This is a genomic window from Bacillus sp. CD3-5, assembly GCF_006349665.1.
Lineage (GTDB): Bacteria > Bacillota > Bacilli > Bacillales > Bacillaceae_G > Bacillus_A > Bacillus_A paranthracis.
Genome location: NZ_VEPX01000006.1, coordinates 184,480 through 203,397, shown reverse-complemented (window position 1 = coordinate 203,397; position 18,918 = coordinate 184,480). Strand labels below are relative to the sequence as shown.

At 37.1% G+C, this 18,918-nt stretch carries 18 protein-coding genes; all 18 read left to right on the top strand.

Translation table 11 applies throughout. The features are described 5' to 3' along the window. Window positions 1–4: 4 nt before the first annotated feature. The 18 genes from lepA to FH036_RS14330 all read left to right on the top strand — a co-directional run bounded on the left by lepA (window position 5) and on the right by FH036_RS14330 (window position 18,822). Window positions 5–1,828, top strand: coding sequence for an elongation factor 4 (gene lepA / locus FH036_RS14420; RefSeq protein WP_001030957.1), 1,824 nt, complete (start codon window positions 5–7; stop codon window positions 1,826–1,828). A gap of 132 nt (window positions 1,829–1,960) precedes the next feature. Further along, window positions 1,961–2,335 carry a winged helix-turn-helix transcriptional regulator gene (locus tag FH036_RS14415; protein ID WP_001293546.1) on the top strand — a complete coding sequence of 125 codons (375 nt, stop codon included), beginning with the start codon at window positions 1,961–1,963 and terminating at the stop codon, window positions 2,333–2,335. A 52-nt stretch (window positions 2,336–2,387) separates the two neighbouring features. Continuing rightward, window positions 2,388–3,527 (top strand): radical SAM family heme chaperone HemW, encoded by a 1,140-nt coding sequence (gene hemW / locus FH036_RS14410; protein ID WP_025991619.1) that lies wholly within the window; start codon window positions 2,388–2,390, stop codon window positions 3,525–3,527. Between the two features lie 133 nt (window positions 3,528–3,660). Then, window positions 3,661–4,677 (top strand): heat-inducible transcriptional repressor HrcA, encoded by a 1,017-nt coding sequence (hrcA, locus tag FH036_RS14405; RefSeq protein WP_000954950.1) that lies wholly within the window; start codon window positions 3,661–3,663, stop codon window positions 4,675–4,677. A gap of 121 nt (window positions 4,678–4,798) precedes the next feature. After that, window positions 4,799–5,377 (top strand): nucleotide exchange factor GrpE, encoded by a 579-nt coding sequence (grpE, locus tag FH036_RS14400; protein WP_000392720.1) that lies wholly within the window; start codon window positions 4,799–4,801, stop codon window positions 5,375–5,377. A gap of 26 nt (window positions 5,378–5,403) precedes the next feature. After that, window positions 5,404–7,239, top strand: a complete 1,836-nt coding sequence (dnaK, locus tag FH036_RS14395; protein WP_000034690.1) for a chaperone protein DnaK — start codon at window positions 5,404–5,406, stop codon at window positions 7,237–7,239. 204 nt (window positions 7,240–7,443) lie between these two features. Next, the gene (dnaJ, locus tag FH036_RS14390; RefSeq protein WP_000043935.1) at window positions 7,444–8,559 is read left to right on the top strand and encodes a chaperone protein DnaJ; all 1,116 of its coding nucleotides are present in this window, start codon (window positions 7,444–7,446) and stop codon (window positions 8,557–8,559) included. Between the two features lie 28 nt (window positions 8,560–8,587). Next, window positions 8,588–9,526, top strand: coding sequence for a 50S ribosomal protein L11 methyltransferase (prmA, locus tag FH036_RS14385; protein ID WP_000872093.1), 939 nt, complete (start codon window positions 8,588–8,590; stop codon window positions 9,524–9,526). Window positions 9,527–9,671: 145 nt separating this feature from the next. Further along, the gene (locus tag FH036_RS14380) at window positions 9,672–10,421 is read left to right on the top strand and encodes a 16S rRNA (uracil(1498)-N(3))-methyltransferase (protein ID WP_001190151.1); all 750 of its coding nucleotides are present in this window, start codon (window positions 9,672–9,674) and stop codon (window positions 10,419–10,421) included. A 6-nt stretch (window positions 10,422–10,427) separates the two neighbouring features. Continuing rightward, window positions 10,428–11,780, top strand: a complete 1,353-nt coding sequence (mtaB, locus tag FH036_RS14375) for a tRNA (N(6)-L-threonylcarbamoyladenosine(37)-C(2))-methylthiotransferase MtaB (RefSeq protein WP_000108677.1) — start codon at window positions 10,428–10,430, stop codon at window positions 11,778–11,780. A gap of 394 nt (window positions 11,781–12,174) precedes the next feature. Further along, window positions 12,175–12,348 (top strand): 30S ribosomal protein S21, encoded by a 174-nt coding sequence (rpsU, locus tag FH036_RS14365; RefSeq protein ID WP_000048061.1) that lies wholly within the window; start codon window positions 12,175–12,177, stop codon window positions 12,346–12,348. Between the two features lie 15 nt (window positions 12,349–12,363). Then, window positions 12,364–12,807, top strand: coding sequence for a GatB/YqeY domain-containing protein (locus FH036_RS14360; RefSeq protein ID WP_000054571.1), 444 nt, complete (start codon window positions 12,364–12,366; stop codon window positions 12,805–12,807). 107 nt (window positions 12,808–12,914) lie between these two features. Beyond that, a complete protein-coding gene (yqfC, locus tag FH036_RS14355) occupies window positions 12,915–13,208 on the top strand; it encodes a sporulation protein YqfC (protein ID WP_000732266.1) in 294 nt (97 codons plus the stop codon). 296 nt (window positions 13,209–13,504) lie between these two features. Continuing rightward, entirely contained in the window at window positions 13,505–14,704 is a 1,200-nt protein-coding gene (gene yqfD, locus FH036_RS14350; RefSeq protein ID WP_000792485.1) for a sporulation protein YqfD, read from the top strand. A gap of 3 nt (window positions 14,705–14,707) precedes the next feature. Then, entirely contained in the window at window positions 14,708–15,667 is a 960-nt protein-coding gene (locus FH036_RS14345) for a PhoH family protein (protein WP_000840516.1), read from the top strand. A gap of 193 nt (window positions 15,668–15,860) precedes the next feature. After that, the gene (locus FH036_RS14340) at window positions 15,861–18,005 is read left to right on the top strand and encodes an HD family phosphohydrolase (protein ID WP_000946450.1); all 2,145 of its coding nucleotides are present in this window, start codon (window positions 15,861–15,863) and stop codon (window positions 18,003–18,005) included. Next, window positions 18,002–18,472, top strand: a complete 471-nt coding sequence (ybeY, locus tag FH036_RS14335) for an rRNA maturation RNase YbeY (RefSeq protein ID WP_000054692.1) — start codon at window positions 18,002–18,004, stop codon at window positions 18,470–18,472. The genes FH036_RS14340 and ybeY overlap by 4 nt, the downstream gene beginning before the upstream one ends. Then, the gene (locus FH036_RS14330) at window positions 18,469–18,822 is read left to right on the top strand and encodes a diacylglycerol kinase family protein (protein ID WP_044793784.1); all 354 of its coding nucleotides are present in this window, start codon (window positions 18,469–18,471) and stop codon (window positions 18,820–18,822) included. The genes ybeY and FH036_RS14330 overlap by 4 nt, the downstream gene beginning before the upstream one ends. Window positions 18,823–18,918 lie beyond the last annotated feature (96 nt).

Here is an 18,918-nt window from a genome sequence, read left to right as displayed (position 1 = left end):
ATAGATGAACAAAGAAGAAAGAGCAAAAAGACAGTCCAAAATTCGTAATTTCTCTATCATTGCTCATATTGACCACGGAAAGTCAACGTTAGCAGACCGTATTTTAGAGAAAACAAACGCGTTAACACAACGTGAAATGAAAGCTCAGTTGCTTGACTCTATGGATTTAGAGCGTGAGCGTGGTATTACAATTAAATTAAACGCAGTACAATTAAACTATAAAGCAAAAGACGGCGAAGAATATATTCTTCACTTAATTGATACACCAGGACACGTCGACTTTACGTACGAAGTATCTCGTAGTTTAGCGGCTTGTGAAGGTGCAATTCTTGTAGTAGATGCAGCGCAAGGTATTGAAGCGCAAACGTTAGCAAACGTATACTTAGCGCTTGATAACAATTTAGAAATTTTACCGGTTATTAATAAAATCGATTTACCAAGTGCAGACCCAGAGCGTGTACGCCAAGAGGTGGAAGATGTAATTGGGTTAGATGCATCAGAAGCTGTACTTGCTTCGGCAAAAGCTGGGATTGGTATCGAAGAGATTTTAGAACAAATCGTTGAAAAAGTGCCAGCACCAACAGGTGATTCAGAAGAACCGTTACAATGTATGATCTTTGACTCTTTATATGATCCATACCGCGGTGTAATTGCGTATATCCGTGTTGTAAATGGAACGGTAAAAGTTGGCGATAAAGTACGTATGATGGCAACTGGAAAAGAATTTGAAGTAACAGAAGTAGGTGTGTTTACACCGAAAACTACGCAACGTGATGAGTTAACAGTAGGTGATGTAGGTTTCTTAGCGGCATCGATTAAAAATGTTGGTGACACACGCGTTGGTGATACGATTACACATGCGAAACGTCCAGCAGCTGAGCCATTACCTGGTTACCGTAAATTAAATCCAATGGTATTCTGTGGTCTGTACCCGATTGACTCTGCACGTTACAACGACTTACGTGATGCGCTAGAGAAATTAGAATTAAACGATTCTGCTCTTGAGTTTGAGCCAGAAACATCTCAAGCGCTAGGATTTGGTTTCCGTTGTGGATTCTTAGGACTTCTTCATATGGAAATCATTCAAGAGCGTATTGAACGTGAATTTAAAATTGATTTAATTACAACAGCGCCAAGTGTTATTTATAAAGTATTCTTAACGAATGGTGAAGACATGATTGTCGATAACCCGTCTAATATGCCGGATCCACAGACAATTGATCGTGTTGAAGAGCCATTTGTTAAAGCAGCAATTATGGTTCCGAATGACTATGTTGGAGCTGTAATGGAAATTTGCCAAGGTAAACGCGGAACGTTTATTGATATGCAATATTTAGATGAAACGCGTGTTACATTGACATATGAAATCCCATTATCAGAAATCGTATATGACTTCTTCGATCAGTTGAAATCAAATACGAAAGGATATGCATCATTTGATTATGAGTTAATTGGTTACAAGCCATCTAAACTTGTGAAAATGGATATTCTTTTAAATTCTGAGCAAGTCGATGCTCTATCATTTATCGTACACCGTGATTCAGCGTATGACCGTGGTAAAGTAATCGTAGAAAAATTAAAAGAATTAATTCCAAGACAGCAGTTCGAAGTGCCAATTCAAGCGACGATCGGAAACAAAGTTGTAGCGCGTTCTACAATTAAAGCGATGCGTAAAAACGTACTTGCGAAATGTTACGGTGGTGACATTTCTCGTAAGCGTAAACTTCTTGATAAGCAAAAAGAAGGTAAAAAACGTATGAAGTCTGTTGGTTCTGTAGAAGTACCGCAAGAAGCATTCATGGCTGTACTGAAAATGGATGACAACTAATAGTTGGAATGAAAAAAAGAAGTCGTTTATGCGGCTTCTTTTTTACGTATAATTACTTTTTAGACATCTGAGTAGCTCTCATTTACAATAGTGAGAGAGCTTTTTAGTTCATATAAAGTTAGGAGTTTGTTAATGTCCGAAAATATTCGAAAAGATATTCAAGAAAAAATACAAAATGGCAATTTTAATTGTGAAAAGGAATTGACGCTTTCTATTATTAGTGGAAAGTGGAAAGTTGTAATATTGTGGCATCTTGGTGTGGAAGGGCCTCATCGTTTTAGTGAATTACAGCGATTATTTCCGAGCATTTCTCATAAAGTTTTATCAAACCAATTAAAAGAGTTAATGGAAGATGGGATTGTTGATCGAACAGTATACCCAGAAATTCCACCGCGAGTGGAATATTATATGACGGAATTAGGCATGTCGCTTTTACCAATCGTTGAAATGATGTATGATTGGGGAAAAATGCGAATGGAACAAATTCGTAATACGTTAGAGAAGTAAAAGAAGCCTCCCGAGCGCGGAGGTTTTCTTTTTAGAAAGGTAGGAGTTATTTTTGGTGCAAGCTGCATATATTCATATTCCGTTTTGTCAGCATATTTGTCACTATTGTGATTTTAATAAAGTGTTTATTGAACGCCAGCCGGTCGATCAATATTTAGAGTATTTAGAGAAAGAAATAATAAATACAGTTCAAAAGGTACCGTTTGATAGTATGAAAACGATTTTTGTTGGCGGGGGCACTCCAACAGCATTAAATATGGAACAGACAAAGAAATTATTAAATATTATAAATCGTCGTTTACGTCCGTTTGCCCCGAATTGCGAATTAACATTTGAAGCGAATCCAGGTGATTTGCCGAAAGAGAAATTAAATGTATTGCTAGAAGGTGGAGTGAACCGAATTAGTTTTGGGGTGCAAACATTTCGAGATGAATTGCTTGAGAAAATTGGACGTAAGCATACGAGAGAAGATGCGTTTGTAGCAATTAGAGAAGCGCAGGAAGTAGGCTTTAAAAATATAAATGTAGATATTATTTATGCTCTGCCAGGACAGACGATAGAAGATGTAAAAGAAACATTAGACATTGCTTTTACGCTTGGTGTACAACATTTCTCGGCATATTCATTAATTGTGGAACCGAAAACAGTATTTTATAACTTAATGAATAAAGGGAAATTAAGACTTCCAGGTGAAGACCATGAAGCGAAAATGTACGAAATGGTAATGGATGAAATGGAGAAACATGGCTATACCCAGTATGAAATTAGTAATTTTTCAAAAGGTAATAATGAAAGTAGACATAATCTCACATACTGGAATAATGAAGAGTATTATGGATTTGGAGCTGGAGCGCATAGTTATGTAAATGGAGAACGTATCCAAAATGTAGGGCCGCTCAAGCAATATTTCAATAAAATCGATGAAACCGGATTTCCGTATTTAGATGTTCACGTGGTGACGGAGAAAGAAAAAATGGAAGAAGAGTTGTTCTTAGGACTCCGAAAAACAAAAGGTGTATCTAAAATAGCGTTTCAAAAGAAATTTAATATGGAAATGGATCAAGTTTTCGCGAAGCAGTTACAAAACAACCAAGAACAAGGATTGCTTGAAGAGAGCGATGGATATGTTCGTTTAACGCGAAAAGGAAAATTATTAGGGAATGAAGTATTCCAATCATTTTTGATTGACTAATTAAATGTTCCATTAACGTGAAAAAGTTTCATTATTTCGTGACGTTTCCGTTGACAATTGAATGTCAATTTTGGTAAGTTATTAATAGATTTAGCACTCGAAGACAAAGAGTGCTAACAGAGGTGATGATGAGATGCTTACGGAACGTCAGCTCTTAATTTTACAAACAATTATTGATGACTTTATTGGATCAGCGCAACCTGTTGGGTCAAGGACGTTGGCTAAAAAAGATGAAATTACATTTAGTTCAGCTACTATACGAAATGAAATGGCTGATTTAGAGGAACTAGGATTTATTGAGAAAACGCATAGTTCTTCTGGACGTGTTCCTTCTGAAAAAGGATACCGATTTTATGTAGACCATCTTTTAGCGCCGCAAAATTTACCGAACGATGAAATTGTACAAATTAAAGATTTATTTGCTGAAAGAATTTTTGAAGCGGAAAAGATTGCACAACAATCAGCTCAAATTTTATCAGAGCTTACAAATTATACGGCCATTGTTCTTGGACCGAAGTTAAGCACAAATAAACTTAAAAACGTACAAATTGTTCCGCTTGATCGTCAAACCGCAGTCGCTATTATTGTAACGGATACAGGGCATGTACAAAGCAAAACGATTACCGTTCCGGAATCTGTTGATTTATCAGATTTAGAAAAAATGGTTAATATTTTAAATGAAAAGCTATCGGGCGTACCAATGTCGGAACTCCATAATAAAATCTTTAAGGAGATTGTTACGGTATTGCGTGGGTATGTTCATAATTACGATAGTGCAATAAAAATATTGGATGGTACATTTCAAGTTCCGTTATCGGAAAAGATATACTTTGGAGGGAAGGCAAATATGCTTTCGCAACCAGAGTTTCATGACATTCAAAAAGTTAGATCTTTACTTACCATGATTGATAACGAAGCTGAGTTTTATGATATTTTGCGTCATAAACAAGTTGGTATTCAAGTGAAAATTGGTAGGGAAAACTCTGCGACAGCCATGGAAGATTGTAGTTTGATTTCTGCAACATATTCGATTGGAGAAGAACAACTTGGAACAATTGCAATTTTAGGTCCAACGAGAATGCAATACTCTCGTGTAATTAGTTTGTTGCAGTTATTTACAAGGCAAATTACAGATGGACTAAAAAAATAAAGAATGAAGAAGAATACATTCGCTCAAGTGATAAGCAATACATCACTGTGTGTAATATATAACTATACTTAGGTAATCATGCTATGCATGATACCTAATACCTTTTAAGGAGGTGAAAATTGTGGAAGAGCGTAACGAACAAGTTGTAGAAGAAGTGAAAGAAGAAGTAAAAGAAGCACAAGTTGAAGAAGCCGTAACATCTGAAGACAGCGAAGAAACTGTTGAAGAAAAAAGTGAGGCTGCTCTTTTACAAGAAAAAGTAGATGAATTGCAAGCGAAACTGACGGAAACGGAAGGCCGTATGCTACGTCTACAGGCTGATTTTGAAAATTATAAGCGTCGTGTTCAAATGGATAAACAGGCTGCTGAAAAATATAGAGCACAAAGTCTTGTTTCAGATATTTTGCCAGCTCTTGATAATTTTGAAAGAGCGATGCAAGTGGAAGCAACTGATGAGCAAATGAAGTCCTTATTACAAGGGATGGAAATGGTATATCGTCAATTGTTAGAAGCGATGACAAAAGAAGGTGTAGAAGCGATTGAAGCTGTTGGTAAACAGTTTGATCCTCATGAACACCAAGCTGTTATGCAAGTAGAAGACAGCGAATTTGAATCAAATGCGGTTGTGGAAGAATTCCAAAAAGGTTATAAATTAAAAGACCGTGTAATTCGCCCATCGATGGTAAAAGTAAATCAATAATTTACATAAAAGTAGGAGGATTCGCCATGAGTAAAATTATCGGTATTGACTTAGGTACAACAAACTCTTGTGTAGCTGTTATGGAAGGTGGAGAACCAAAGGTTATCCCAAATCCAGAAGGAAACCGTACAACACCTTCTGTTGTAGCTTTCAAAAATGAAGAACGTCAAGTTGGGGAAGTAGCAAAGCGTCAAGCAATTACAAACCCAAATACAATCATGTCTGTTAAACGTCATATGGGTACAGACTACAAAGTAGAAATCGAAGGTAAAGAATATACACCTCAAGAAATTTCTGCAATCATTTTACAAAACTTAAAAGCTTCTGCTGAAGCATATTTAGGTGAAACAGTAACAAAAGCTGTTATTACAGTACCTGCATACTTCAACGATGCAGAGCGTCAAGCAACGAAAGATGCTGGTCGTATCGCTGGTTTAGAAGTTGAGCGTATCATTAACGAACCAACAGCAGCAGCGCTTGCTTACGGTTTAGAAAAACAAGATGAAGAGCAAAAAATCTTAGTATATGACTTAGGTGGCGGTACATTTGACGTATCTATCCTTGAGTTAGCAGATGGAACATTTGAAGTTATTTCAACTGCTGGTGACAACCGTCTTGGTGGAGATGACTTTGACCAAGTTATCATCGATCACTTAGTAGCTGAGTTCAAAAAAGAAAATAACATTGATTTAAGCCAAGATAAAATGGCACTTCAACGTTTGAAAGATGCAGCTGAAAAAGCGAAAAAAGATCTTTCAGGTGTAACACAAACACAAATTTCATTGCCATTCATTAGTGCTGGAGCTGCTGGTCCATTACACTTAGAATTAACATTAACAAGAGCGAAATTCGAAGAGCTTTCAGCAAACCTTGTTGAAAGAACATTAGAACCAACTCGTCGTGCTTTAAAAGATGCTGGTCTATCTGCAAGTGAATTAGATCGCGTTATCCTTGTAGGTGGTTCTACTCGTATCCCGGCTGTGCAAGAAGCTATTAAACGTGAAACTGGTAAAGAACCATATAAAGGTGTAAATCCGGATGAAGTTGTAGCATTAGGTGCTGCAGTTCAAGGTGGCGTACTTACTGGTGATGTAGAAGGCGTACTATTATTAGATGTAACTCCACTTTCTTTAGGTATTGAAACTATGGGTGGTGTGTTCACGAAATTAATCGAGCGTAACACTACAATTCCAACGAGTAAATCACAAGTATTCTCAACAGCTGCTGATAACCAACCGGCAGTAGACATTCACGTATTACAAGGTGAGCGTCCAATGTCAGCTGACAACAAAACGTTAGGACGTTTCCAATTAACGGATATCCCACCAGCACCACGTGGTATTCCACAAATCGAAGTAACATTCGATATTGATGCGAACGGTATCGTTAACGTACGTGCAAAAGATTTAGGAACAAGCAAAGAACAAGCTATTACAATCCAATCTTCTTCAGGTCTTTCTGATGAAGAAGTAGATCGTATGGTAAAAGAAGCAGAAGCAAACGCTGACGCTGACCAAAAACGTAAGGAAGAAGTTGAACTTCGTAACGAAGCTGACCAACTTGTATTCCAAACAGATAAAGTTGTAAAAGATTTAGAAGGTAAAGTAGATGCAGCTGAAGTTGCAAAAGCAACAGAAGCAAAAGAAGCATTACAAGCTGCGATTGAGAAGAACGAGCTTGAGGAAATCCGTGCGAAAAAAGACGCTTTACAAGAAATTGTACAACAACTAACTGTTAAACTATATGAGCAAGCTCAAGCAGCTGCAGGGCAAGCAGAAGGTGCACAAGGAGCACAAGATGCTGGCGCGAAGAAAGACAATGTAGTAGACGCTGAGTTTGAAGAAGTAAAAGAAGACAAGTAATTCAACTTTAAACATAATAAGTAAGATGACAAAAAGTCAAAGTCAAGCGTGCCTTGGCTTTGGCTTTTTTCACGAATGAGAAGGAATGTGTGAGGGTCTTAAGTTTTTTACTTTGCATACTGTAAGTGAGGAAACTTTGTTGCAAAGCACTTTCTTTCGGTGTTAAAATTACGTTTATGTGAAAGATTCGGGGGTTGTAAATTTATGAGTAAACGAGATTATTATGAGGTCCTTGGACTTAGCAAGGGTGCTTCAAAAGATGAAATAAAAAAAGCGTATCGTCGTTTGGCTAAAAAATACCATCCAGACGTAAGTAAAGAAGAAAATGCAATTGAAAAGTTTAAAGAAGTACAAGAAGCATACGAAGTATTAAGCGACGATCAAAAGCGTGCGCAATATGATCAATTTGGTCATGCTGGTGCTAATCAAGGCTTCGGTGGCTTTGGCGGCGGAGGAGACTTCGGCGGTGGCTTCGGTTTTGAAGATATCTTTAGTTCATTCTTTGGCGGCGGTGGCGGCAGACGTCGTGATCCAAATGCTCCGCGCCAAGGTGCTGACTTACAATATCAAGTCACTTTAGATTTTGAAGAAGCTATTTTTGGTAAAGAGTTAAATGTTGAGATTCCAGTAGAAGATCCATGTGATACTTGTAAAGGTAGCGGGGCAAAACCAGGAACTTCAAAAGAAACATGTAAACATTGCTCAGGATCAGGGCAAGTAAGTGTAGAACAAAATACACCATTTGGTCGTATCGTAAACCGTCAAGCTTGCGGTCATTGTTCAGGAACTGGGCAAATCATTAAAGAAAAATGTACGACATGCCACGGTTCTGGTAAAGTTCGTAAACGTAAAAAAATCAATGTTAAAATTCCAGCAGGTATTGATAATGGTCAACAAATCCGCGTATCTGGAAAAGGTGAAGCGGGCGTAAATGGCGGCCCAGCAGGAGATTTATATGTTGTTGTTCATGTAAGAAATCATGAATTCTTTGAGCGCGAAGGAGATCACATTATTTGCGAAATGCCATTAACATTTGCGCAAATGGCACTTGGTGATGAAGTAGAAGTTCCTACTGTTCATGGTAAAGTGAAGCTGAAAATTCCAGCAGGAACACAAACAGGAACAGAATTCCGCCTAAAAGGAAAGGGTGCCCCGAACGTACGTGGATACGGTCAAGGAGATCAATATGTAGTCGTACGTGTTGTTGTACCGACGAAATTAACTTCACAGCAAAAAGATTTATTGCGTGAATTTGCAGGACAAGAAGAGCAGGATGATAGTTTATTCGGAAAGCTTAAACGTGCTTTCAAAGGGGAATAATGGAAATAAAAATTGGAGTTGGTAAATTGTGAAATGGTCAGAAATTAGTATTCATACAAAAGAAGAAGCAGTAGAAGCTGTCTCTCATATTTTACATGAAGCTGGTGCTAGTGGAGTTGCGATTGAGGATCCAGCGGAATTGACGAAAGAGCGCGAGCAACAATATGGTGAAATTTATGCATTGAACCCAGATGAGTACCCGGCGGAAGGTGTGTTAATAAAAGCCTATTTCCCACAAACGGATTCTTTACATGAAACAATTGCAAGTGTAAAATCATCTATTGATGCTCTTCCATCTTACGACATCGAAATTGGTACTGGAAATATTACCGTTAACGAGGTCAATGAAGAAGATTGGGCTACTGCTTGGAAAAAATATTACCATCCAGTACAAATTTCTGATACATTCACAATTGTGCCGACGTGGGAAGAATATACACCATCTTCTCCGGAAGAAAAAATTATTGAATTAGATCCAGGTATGGCATTTGGAACGGGAACTCATCCAACAACAACGATGTGTATCCGCGCTTTAGAAAAAACAGTACAGCCAGGTGATACAATCATTGATGTAGGAACAGGTTCTGGTGTACTGAGTATTGCAGCAGCAAAATTAGGTGCGTCTTCTGTTCAAGCATATGATTTAGATCCAGTTGCAGTTGAAAGTGCAGAAATGAATGTACGTTTAAATAAAACAGATGATATCGTATCTGTTGGACAAAATAGTCTTTTAGAAGGTATTGAAGGTCCTGTTGATTTAATCGTAGCTAACTTATTAGCAGAAATTATTCTTTTATTCCCTGAAGATGCAGCGAGAGTTGTGAAGTCAGGCGGATTATTTATTACATCGGGCATTATTGCTGCGAAGGAAAAAGTAATTTCTGAAGCGCTAGAAAAAGCTGGATTTACGATTGAAGAAGTGTTGCGAATGGAAGATTGGGTAGCAATTATTGCACGAAATGCGTAATATAGATTTTAGTCTATAATGAAAAGGGGGAGTCTCTCACTATAAGGTGAGGGACTTGCCGTTTGTTATATGAAAAATGATAACGTTTCGTTCTTTTCGTAAGTTTTGACTTACGAAAGGAACGAAACTCTACTAAGGTGATTATATGCAACGTTATTTTGTAGAAGAGAAATATGTAAATGAGACAAGTATTCGCATTGTAGGTGATGACGTACATCATATCGCAAGAGTGATGCGTATGTCAGCTGGTGATCACATTTATTGCTGTGTAAACGGAAAAACAGCCGTATGTTCAATTGATGAAATTACCAGTGAATTTATTCATACGGCTATTGTAGAATGGGTAGAGGCGTCAAGTGAACTTCCTGTTTTCGTGACGATTGCAAGTGGACTGCCGAAAGGAGACAAGCTAGAGTTAATTTTTCAAAAAGGAACTGAGCTTGGGGCAGCTGCATTCTTACCATTTCAAGCATCTCGCTCTATCGTAAAATGGGATGCGAAAAAAGCGGATAAAAAAGTTGAACGTTTAAGAAAAATTGTGAAAGAAGCTGCGGAACAATCACATAGAAGTGAAATTCCAGAAGTACACGCCCCAGCATCGTTTAAACAATTGCTGTCAATGAGTCATGAGTATGATGTTTGCCTTGTTGCTTACGAAGAGGAAGCGAAACAAGGCGAGAAATCTAATTTTGCGAAAGCTTTAACGATGATGAAACCAGGTCAAAAGTTATTGATTGTATTTGGCCCAGAAGGCGGTTTGGCTGAGGAAGAGATTACAGCGCTTCGTGAACATAAATTTGTACCATGTAGTTTAGGACCAAGAATTTTAAGAACAGAAACGGCGCCGTTATATGCGTTAAGTGCTGCTTCGTATCATTTTGAATTGATGGGGTGATGATCAATGTCAACTGTTGCGTTCCATACGTTAGGTTGTAAAGTAAACCACTATGAAACAGAAGCCATTTGGCAATTGTTTAAACAAGGTGGATATGAAAGAACTGAATATGAAAAAAAAGCTGATGTATATGTTATTAATACATGTACAGTAACGAATACGGGGGATAAGAAAAGTCGTCAAGTTATTAGACGTGCTGTTCGTCAAAACCCAGATGCGGTTATTTGTGTAACAGGATGTTATGCACAAACATCTCCAGCGGAAATTATGGCGATTCCAGGTGTAGATATTGTAGTTGGTACACAAGATCGTGAAAAAATGTTAGGATACATCGAAGAATTCCGTAAAGAGCGTCAGCCAATTAATGCTGTGCGTAACATTATGAAAACACGTGTATATGAAGAACTTGATGTACCTTACTTCACGGACCGTACACGTGCATCTTTAAAAATACAAGAAGGTTGTAATAACTTCTGTACATTCTGTATTATTCCTTGGGCGCGTGGTTTAATGCGCTCTCGCGATGGGAAAGAAGTTATTAAACAAGCGCAGCAATTAGTAGATGCAGGCTATAAGGAAATCGTATTAACAGGTATTCATACAGGTGGATACGGTGAAGATATTAAAGATTATAACTTAGCTGGATTACTTCGTGATATGGAAGCGGAAGTAGACGGATTAAAACGTCTTCGTATTTCTTCTATTGAAGCGAGTCAGATTTCAGATGAGGTAATTGAAGTGTTAGATAAGTCTGAAGTAGTCGTACGTCACTTACACATTCCGTTGCAATCTGGATCTAATACTGTATTAAAGCGTATGCGTCGTAAATATACGATGGAATTTTTCCAAGAGCGCTTAGATCGTTTGAAAGAAGCGTTACCAGGTCTTGCGATTACATCAGACGTAATCGTTGGTTTCCCAGGTGAAACAGAAGAAGAATTCATGGAAACATACAATTTCATTAAAGAGAATCGCTTCTCTGAGTTGCACGTATTCCCGTACTCAAAACGTACAGGAACACCTGCAGCGCGTATGGAAGATCAAGTTCCTGAAGATGTGAAGAATGATCGTGTTCACCGTTTAATTGAACTATCTAATCAATTAGCGAAAGAGTATGCATCACAGTTTGAAGGAGAAGTACTTGAAATTATTCCAGAAGAACAATTTAAAGAGGGCGACCGTGAAGGCCTATATGTGGGTTATACAGATAACTACTTGAAAATTGTATTTGAAGGATCAGAAGAATTAATCGGTAAACTAGTGAAAGTAAAAATCACAAAAGCTGGTTATCCATATAACGAAGCGCAATTTGTTCGTGTCCTTGAAGATGATGTGAAAAAGGAATCAGCAAGCGCATAAAGTGAAACTTTAATGAGCGTGGGATTCATTCCCCGCTCATTATTAGCCCGGACCAATCGGGATAAAAAAGCATGCAAACGGAAACGATTTGCATGCTTTCTTTTTTAGTGGAGAAGTTAAGTACTGAAAATGTATGAAATGAGTAGTTGTTTCGTACGTTCCTGCATGAAAAAAGGTGTAATGATAAAAATATAGTTGCCTTCAGGGGAAAGGATAACAGCTATCTGCATAGTTTTTGAAAAAGGAAGAGCATCTATTCTTCTTTTATTCTGCCAAATAGTTGACCTGAAGTGATAAAATGTATTATAATCGTAAAAGACATGCTGAAGAAGTGTTTCTTTTTGCATGCTGGAGTTAGTATGTAAGTGTGATGTTTCGGAGGGAGGGAAAGAGAATGTCAAAAACAGTCGTTCGTAAAAACGAGTCTTTGGAGGATGCACTTCGCCGTTTTAAAAGATCGGTTTCTAAAACTGGTACACTTGCTGAAGCAAGAAAGCGCGAGTTTTATGAAAAACCAAGTGTAAAACGTAAGAAGAAATCTGAAGCGGCAAGAAAGCGTAAATTCTAAGAGAGGGTGTAAGTTATGAGTCTTCTCGGTCGTTTAAACGATGATATGAAACAAGCGATGAAGAATAAACAAAAAGAAAAATTAACCGTCATTCGTATGGTTAAGGCTGCTTTACAAAATGAAGGTATTAAACTACAGCATACTCTTACTGAAGAAGAGGAACTAACAGTTTTAGCTCGTGAAGTAAAACAGCATAAGGACTCCCTCCTTGAATTTAAAAAAGCTGGTCGTGAAGACCTTGTTAATAAACTGCAAAGTGAAATTCAGATTTTAAGCGCATATTTGCCGGAGCAATTAACGGAAGAAGAGCTAGTTGATATAATCAAGCAAGTTATTTCTGAAGTTGGTGCGACGTCTAAAGCAGATATGGGTAAGGTGATGACTGCTGTTATGCCGAAAGTAAAAGGTAAAACAGATGGATCGCTTGTGAATAAGCTGGTTATCCAGCTATTAGCATAAAAAAACGTCTCATTTCGTATGAGACGTTTTTTTATGCTTTTTTCAGTTTGGACGTGATATTACAAGCTCTTTTTTCATACATATGGGATGAGAGGGGGTCTTTTGGGATGAAAAAATTAGAACAAATGAAGAATTGGTTAACGAAGCAAATAGACCTACCAGTGGATGTGCTAATGGATCTACCTCGGATCACGCTTGTTGGGCAAGTGCATATCTATATAGAAAATCATCGAGGTTTATTAGTGTTTTCAGATAAAGAAGTAAGATTGTTGTTAAAGCATGGTCAGTTATTAATTAAGGGGCAGTCCTTTGTTATTAAAACAATCCTTCCGGAAGAACTTTTGCTTGAAGGGATAATTGAGCAAGTGACGTTTTTAGAAGACGAACAGAAAGAGAAGTAAGGGAAACTTCCGTATGTGAAGTTTTTCTTCTTTATTCTAATGATTTGCCCCTACTATTTAAGTTTATCCCGCTTTAATGGGCAATAAGCCCCCGCCTCAAAATTCAGCGAAAGCAAAGAAGTTAGGTGGGGGTCGGGCTGTCCGTTAAAGTCCAATTGGTGAGGGCTGATTAAAGTCTCACTTTATCCCGCTATTTATGGAAAATAAAACTCTTTATTTCATTTTCGTACGAGCTATTTTGCTAATTAAAGTGAAAAGTAGTGTGTCTACTTTTGGAAAGGTAGTGAAGGTAGTAGATGAAAAATAAATGGTTTATAAAGTGGCTTGGATATGTAAAGGTACGAATTGAAGGTAGAGGAGCGGAGCGGTTTGTTAACGAATGTGTGCGTAGAAAATTATTAGTTTGGGACGTTAAGAAAATCGCCGATGAAACGTTAGTCTTTTGTATGCTATTACGAGATGTGAAAAAAATAAAGCCGATTTATAGAAAAAATGAGTGTAAACTATATTTTATTGGGCGTTACGGTTTTCCATTTTGGAATAAGCGCTTAATTAAAAATAGTGGATTCTTAATTGGTTTTTTAATTTTCTTCTTTGGCATGATTGCATTATCGAATATGGTTTGGAAAATTGAAATTACGGGAGCGAAACCTGAAACAGAATATATATTGATGAAAGAATTGGACAAAATGGGTATTAAAAAAGGAAAATTACAATTCCAAATGCCTAGTGTAGAAGATGTACAACGTCATTTGACGGACAATATTAATGCGATTACTTGGGCAGGACTAGAAGTAAGGGGAACGACGTACCATTTTAAAATTGTTGAAAAAAATGAGCCGAAAAAAGAAAAAGAACAAAGGCCGCAAAATTTAGTGGCAAAAAAAGAAGCGATTGTTACAAAAACATTTGTTGAAGTTGGAAAACCAGTCGTTTTAAAAAATGATCATGTAGAAAAAGGGCAGCTTCTCGTATCAGGGATATACGGTAATGAGGAGAGTCCAACCATTGTTTCGGCGAAAGGTATTGTATATGGAGAAACGTGGTACACATCTGAGGTGAATGTACCACTCAAGACGCAATTTCAAGTATATACTGGTAATACGTATAATGAGCATTACCTTACATTTGGGAGTACAAAAATAAAAATATGGGGATTTCAGCATGATAAGTATAAACGTTCTCGTACGGAAAGTGTAAAACATGATGTGAAATTATTTGGTTTTACACTGCCGATTGCATATGAAAAAGATGTAGTGCGAGAAGAGGAAGAGGCGAACCGAGAATATACAGAAAAACAGGCAATGAAAGTAGCGAAAGAAATGGCTGAAAAAGAACTAAAGAAAAAATTGGATGAACATGCTATGATTGTAAGTGATAAGATTTTGAGTAAAGAGGTTGAGGCGGATCAACTAAAAGTCACTTTGCATTATACTGTGATTGAAAATATTGCAGAGCCACAACCAATATCCGAATCCGATATTCAAGGAGACTGAGTAATGGCAGAACAATTAGTAGAAATGAACCAACAATTGGAAAATACTAACGAAGCAATCGCTCTTTTTGGAGTCAATGATGCTCATTTGAAAGTAATTGAACGGGAACTGAATGTATCAATTGTAACTAGAGGTGAAACTGTTCATGCATCTGGAGCAGTTGAAACTGTGACACTCGTAGAAAAAATCTTACAACAACTACTTGTTGTTATTCGAAAAGGTGTGTCAATTACAGAAAGAGATGTTGCGTATGCAATTCAGCTCGCACAACAAGGGAAAATTGCTCAATTTGAAGAGTTATATGAAGAAGAAATCTTTAAAACGGCAAAAGGTAAATCCATTCGTGTAAAAACGATGGGACAAAGAAGATATATTCATGCAATGAAGAAAAATGATATTGTATTTGGAATAGGACCTGCCGGGACTGGGAAAACGTACTTAGCTGTAGTAATGGCTGTAAGAGCTTTAAAGCAAGGGTATGTAAAGAAAATCATTTTAACGAGACCGGCTGTAGAAGCTGGAGAAAGTTTAGGGTTTTTACCAGGTGATTTGAAAGAGAAGGTAGATCCGTACTTACGTCCATTGTATGATGCTCTGCACGATATTCTTGGACAAGAATATACGCAGCGTATGATGGAGAGAGGTGTAATTGAAATCGCGCCTCTTGCTTATATGAGAGGACGTACGCTCGATGATTCATTTGTTATTTTAGATGAAGCGCAAAATACAACGGGTGCACAAATAAAAATGTTTTTAACTAGATTAGGTTTTAGTTCTAAAATGGTTATTACGGGGGACCCTTCACAAGTAGACTTACCAAAAGGGGTAAAATCAGGGCTTACGCTAGCCGCTAACATTTTATCTGGTGTATCAGGTCTTTCATTCATTACGTTAGAACAAACGGACGTTGTAAGGCATCCACTGGTACAACGTATTATTGAGGCATATGATAAAATGGAATGATCCTATTTGTCAGGATCATTTCTTTTTGTATTAAGGTTGGCGAACGGCATATTTTTTACTATCATAAAAGATAAGAGAAATAAACTATAGGTACTGGTGTATAAAAATGTTACCTAAAAGTATCGTTGGCTAGAAGAAATGAAAGCTATAAATAGTTTCACTTTATTTCTAGAGAGGAGAAGGTATTGAAATCATGTTAAGATCTCAAGAAATTTCTAAGTGGTTTCGTAATTTGCAACATTCGAAAAAACTAAGTTGGATTTCTTACGTTTTATTAGGGGCGGTGCTGTTTTTTGCACTTATGAATAATGTGAAACCAGAGCAATTAGATGTTGATATGTATTCTATTGCGAAAAAAACAATTCATTCTCCTATTAAAATTGAAGATAAGGTTATAACGGAAAGAAAAAAACAAGAGGCCGCTCAAAAAGTCGGGGATCAATATACATATAGAAGTGAATATAAACAAAATAGAGTAGATATTGTAAATGATGTTTTTGCTAAGGTGAATGAAGTAATTCAGGAGATGAAAGCTGCTGGACCTGAAGAGCAAAAAAAGATGACCGATGCGAATAAATTAGAAAAGTTGAAGAAGAAGTTGCCATCCAATTTAACGAAGGAATTATCGGATGAGAATTTATTATACTTTATTAATGCAGAACCGGATCAATTAGAATTAGCAAAGAATGCGGCTTTAACGTCTGTTAGCGTTATCATGGGTGGAAATATTAAAATGTCCGAAGAAATGGCGGCGAAAGAGCGATTTGTTAATGAAATGAAAAGCCTGAATGTGAATAGCGGATTGAAAGAAGCTGTGAATGCGCTAGGATCATATGCGATTACAGCAAATTATTTCTATGATCCGGCTGTAACGAAAGAGAAGAAGAAAGCAGAAGAAGATTTAGTTCCACCTGTTTATATTCTTCAAGGACAAGTTATTGTTAGAGAAGGTGAAACAATTTCAAGTGATATGTATAATCAGTTGAAATTAGTCGGTTTATTAGAAAAAGGAAATAGTTTTCAGCCTTATGTTGGATTAGCGGTGCTCATTGGTGTGTTACTATACTTTATGCATAAACAGTTTGAAGTATTTTTACAGCGGAAAAGAGAAGACAAACCGTACATTTTAGCGTATATTACAATTTTGTCTATCACGATTGTTTTAATGAAAATTATTAGTTTGTTTCAAAAGCTTGAATATGCAGGAATTGCGTATGTTGTCCCAGTTGCGATGGGAACGATACTTGTAAAACTAATGATTGGCGATCGATTTGTATTTTTAACAAGTATGATTTTTTCTGTGTGCGGGAGTATTATGTTTAATGAAGGAGTAACAAGTACACTAAATTATAGTGTAGGCATTTATGTGTTATTAAGTTCATTATCAGTGAGCATTTTCTTAAGAGAAAAAAATCGTCGTACGATGATTTTACAAGCTGGTATACTCGTTTCGATCTTAAATGTAGTCGTCTTGGCGGCGTTATTATTATTACGTAATGGGAATTTTTCGCCTCTTGAAATTGGTACCCAATTATTAATGGCTTCCCTTTCAGGAATTATCTCATCCGTTTTGGCTATGGGGATATTACCATATTTAGAAAGTGGACTTGGAATTGTATCAAGTATGAAGCTTATGGAATTATCAAGTCCGAATCATCCGCTGTTGCGTAGAATTTTATTAGAAGCGCCAGGGACATATCACCATAGTGTAATGGTAGCGAATCTTTCTGAGGCGGCTTGTGAAGCAGTTGGAGCAAATGGTGTATTAGCGCGTGTAGGGGCGTACTATCATGATGTAGGGAAAACAGTACAACCACAATTCTTTATTGAAAACCAGATGGGAATTGAAAATCCGCATGATAAATTAGATCCTGTGACGAGTAAAGATATTATCATTGCTCATGTAACCGATGGAGTAAAGATGCTCGAAGAATACCATATTCCGCAAGAAATTATCGATATTGCTGGACAACACCATGGTACAACGCTCCTGAAATATTTTTATTATAAGGCGATTAAAGAAGATAAAGAAAAATATACAGAAGAGATGTTCCGTTATCCGGGATCAAAAGCAACTTCTAAAGAATCGGCAATCGTTGGTATTGCGGATAGTGTTGAGGCAGCGGTACGTTCTATGAATCACCCAACGCCAGATCAAATTAATAATTTAGTACAAAGTATTATTAAAGATCGCCTGCAAGATGGGCAATTTAGTGAATGTGATTTGACATTTAAGGAACTACAAATCGTTGGAAAAACGTTATGTGAAACGTTAAATGGTATTTTCCATTCGCGTATTACATATCCGGAACCACCGGAAGATAAGGAGAAAGAATGAGTTTATTAATTGATTTCATTGATGAAACAGAAGAAGTGAAAGAAGAGTATGTGAATTTAATTCGTGAGATATTAGGAAAAGCAGCTCAAATGGAAAAAATAGAGGATGGTGCAGAGTTATCAGTAACATTTGTAGATAACGAACGCATTCGCGAGATTAATCGTGATTACCGAGATAAGGATCAGCCTACTGATGTCATTTCTTTTGCTATGGAAGAAATGGGAGAAGGAGAAATGGAAATTGTAGGTGTAGAGATGCCGCGTATGTTAGGCGATCTTATTATTTCTATTCCGAGAGCGAAAGAACAAGCTGAAGAGTATGGGCACTCTTTTGATCGTGAACTTGGCTTTTTAGCGTTACATGGCTTTTTACATTTACTTGGTTATGACCACATGACAGAAGAGGATGAAAAAGAAATGTTCGGAAGACAAAAAGAAATTTTAGAAGCATTTGGATTAGGACGATGAAAAAAGGAAAACTTATAGATAGTTTTGGGTATGCTATAGTCGGTATATTCTTTTGTCTTCGTCATGAACGAAATATGAAAATTCATTATTTAGCCGCAGTTGTTGTTATATGCTGCGGCTTTTATTTCCATATTACAAAAGTAGAATGGATGGTATTACTTATTGTAATGGGAATTGTAATGAGTTTAGAGATGGTAAATACGGCTGTGGAAAAAACAGTAGATTTAGCGACTACCGATATACATCCGTTTGCGAAAGTCGCAAAGGATGTCGCAGCGGGAGCTGTTTTATTGTTTGCGATCATAGCCGTTATAATTGGTGCTATTATCTTTTTACCGTATGTGGTATAGTTGCATTCCAAAGCTTTTCTTAAGCTTTGAAGGTGCCGTAAAGGCCTTTAGTAAGAGAGTGTATCTATTCACAGCTGTGAACAGGAAGGATGCGGG

Coding starts and splice junctions, on each gene's coding strand:
- mtaB (WP_000108677.1), top strand. CDS start 10,428: ATGTCAACTGTTGCGTTCCATACGTTAGGTTGTAAAGTAAACCACTAT.
- FH036_RS14380 (WP_001190151.1), top strand. CDS start 9,672: ATGCAACGTTATTTTGTAGAAGAGAAATATGTAAATGAGACAAGTATT.
- FH036_RS14340 (WP_000946450.1), top strand. CDS start 15,861: ATGTTAAGATCTCAAGAAATTTCTAAGTGGTTTCGTAATTTGCAACAT.
- hrcA (WP_000954950.1), top strand. CDS start 3,661: ATGCTTACGGAACGTCAGCTCTTAATTTTACAAACAATTATTGATGAC.
- FH036_RS14345 (WP_000840516.1), top strand. CDS start 14,708: ATGGCAGAACAATTAGTAGAAATGAACCAACAATTGGAAAATACTAAC.
- FH036_RS14330 (WP_044793784.1), top strand. CDS start 18,469: ATGAAAAAAGGAAAACTTATAGATAGTTTTGGGTATGCTATAGTCGGT.
- dnaK (WP_000034690.1), top strand. CDS start 5,404: ATGAGTAAAATTATCGGTATTGACTTAGGTACAACAAACTCTTGTGTA.
- yqfD (WP_000792485.1), top strand. CDS start 13,505: ATGAAAAATAAATGGTTTATAAAGTGGCTTGGATATGTAAAGGTACGA.
- yqfC (WP_000732266.1), top strand. CDS start 12,915: ATGAAAAAATTAGAACAAATGAAGAATTGGTTAACGAAGCAAATAGAC.
- dnaJ (WP_000043935.1), top strand. CDS start 7,444: ATGAGTAAACGAGATTATTATGAGGTCCTTGGACTTAGCAAGGGTGCT.
- FH036_RS14415 (WP_001293546.1), top strand. CDS start 1,961: ATGTCCGAAAATATTCGAAAAGATATTCAAGAAAAAATACAAAATGGC.
- rpsU (WP_000048061.1), top strand. CDS start 12,175: ATGTCAAAAACAGTCGTTCGTAAAAACGAGTCTTTGGAGGATGCACTT.
- ybeY (WP_000054692.1), top strand. CDS start 18,002: ATGAGTTTATTAATTGATTTCATTGATGAAACAGAAGAAGTGAAAGAA.
- FH036_RS14360 (WP_000054571.1), top strand. CDS start 12,364: ATGAGTCTTCTCGGTCGTTTAAACGATGATATGAAACAAGCGATGAAG.
- lepA (WP_001030957.1), top strand. CDS start 5: ATGAACAAAGAAGAAAGAGCAAAAAGACAGTCCAAAATTCGTAATTTC.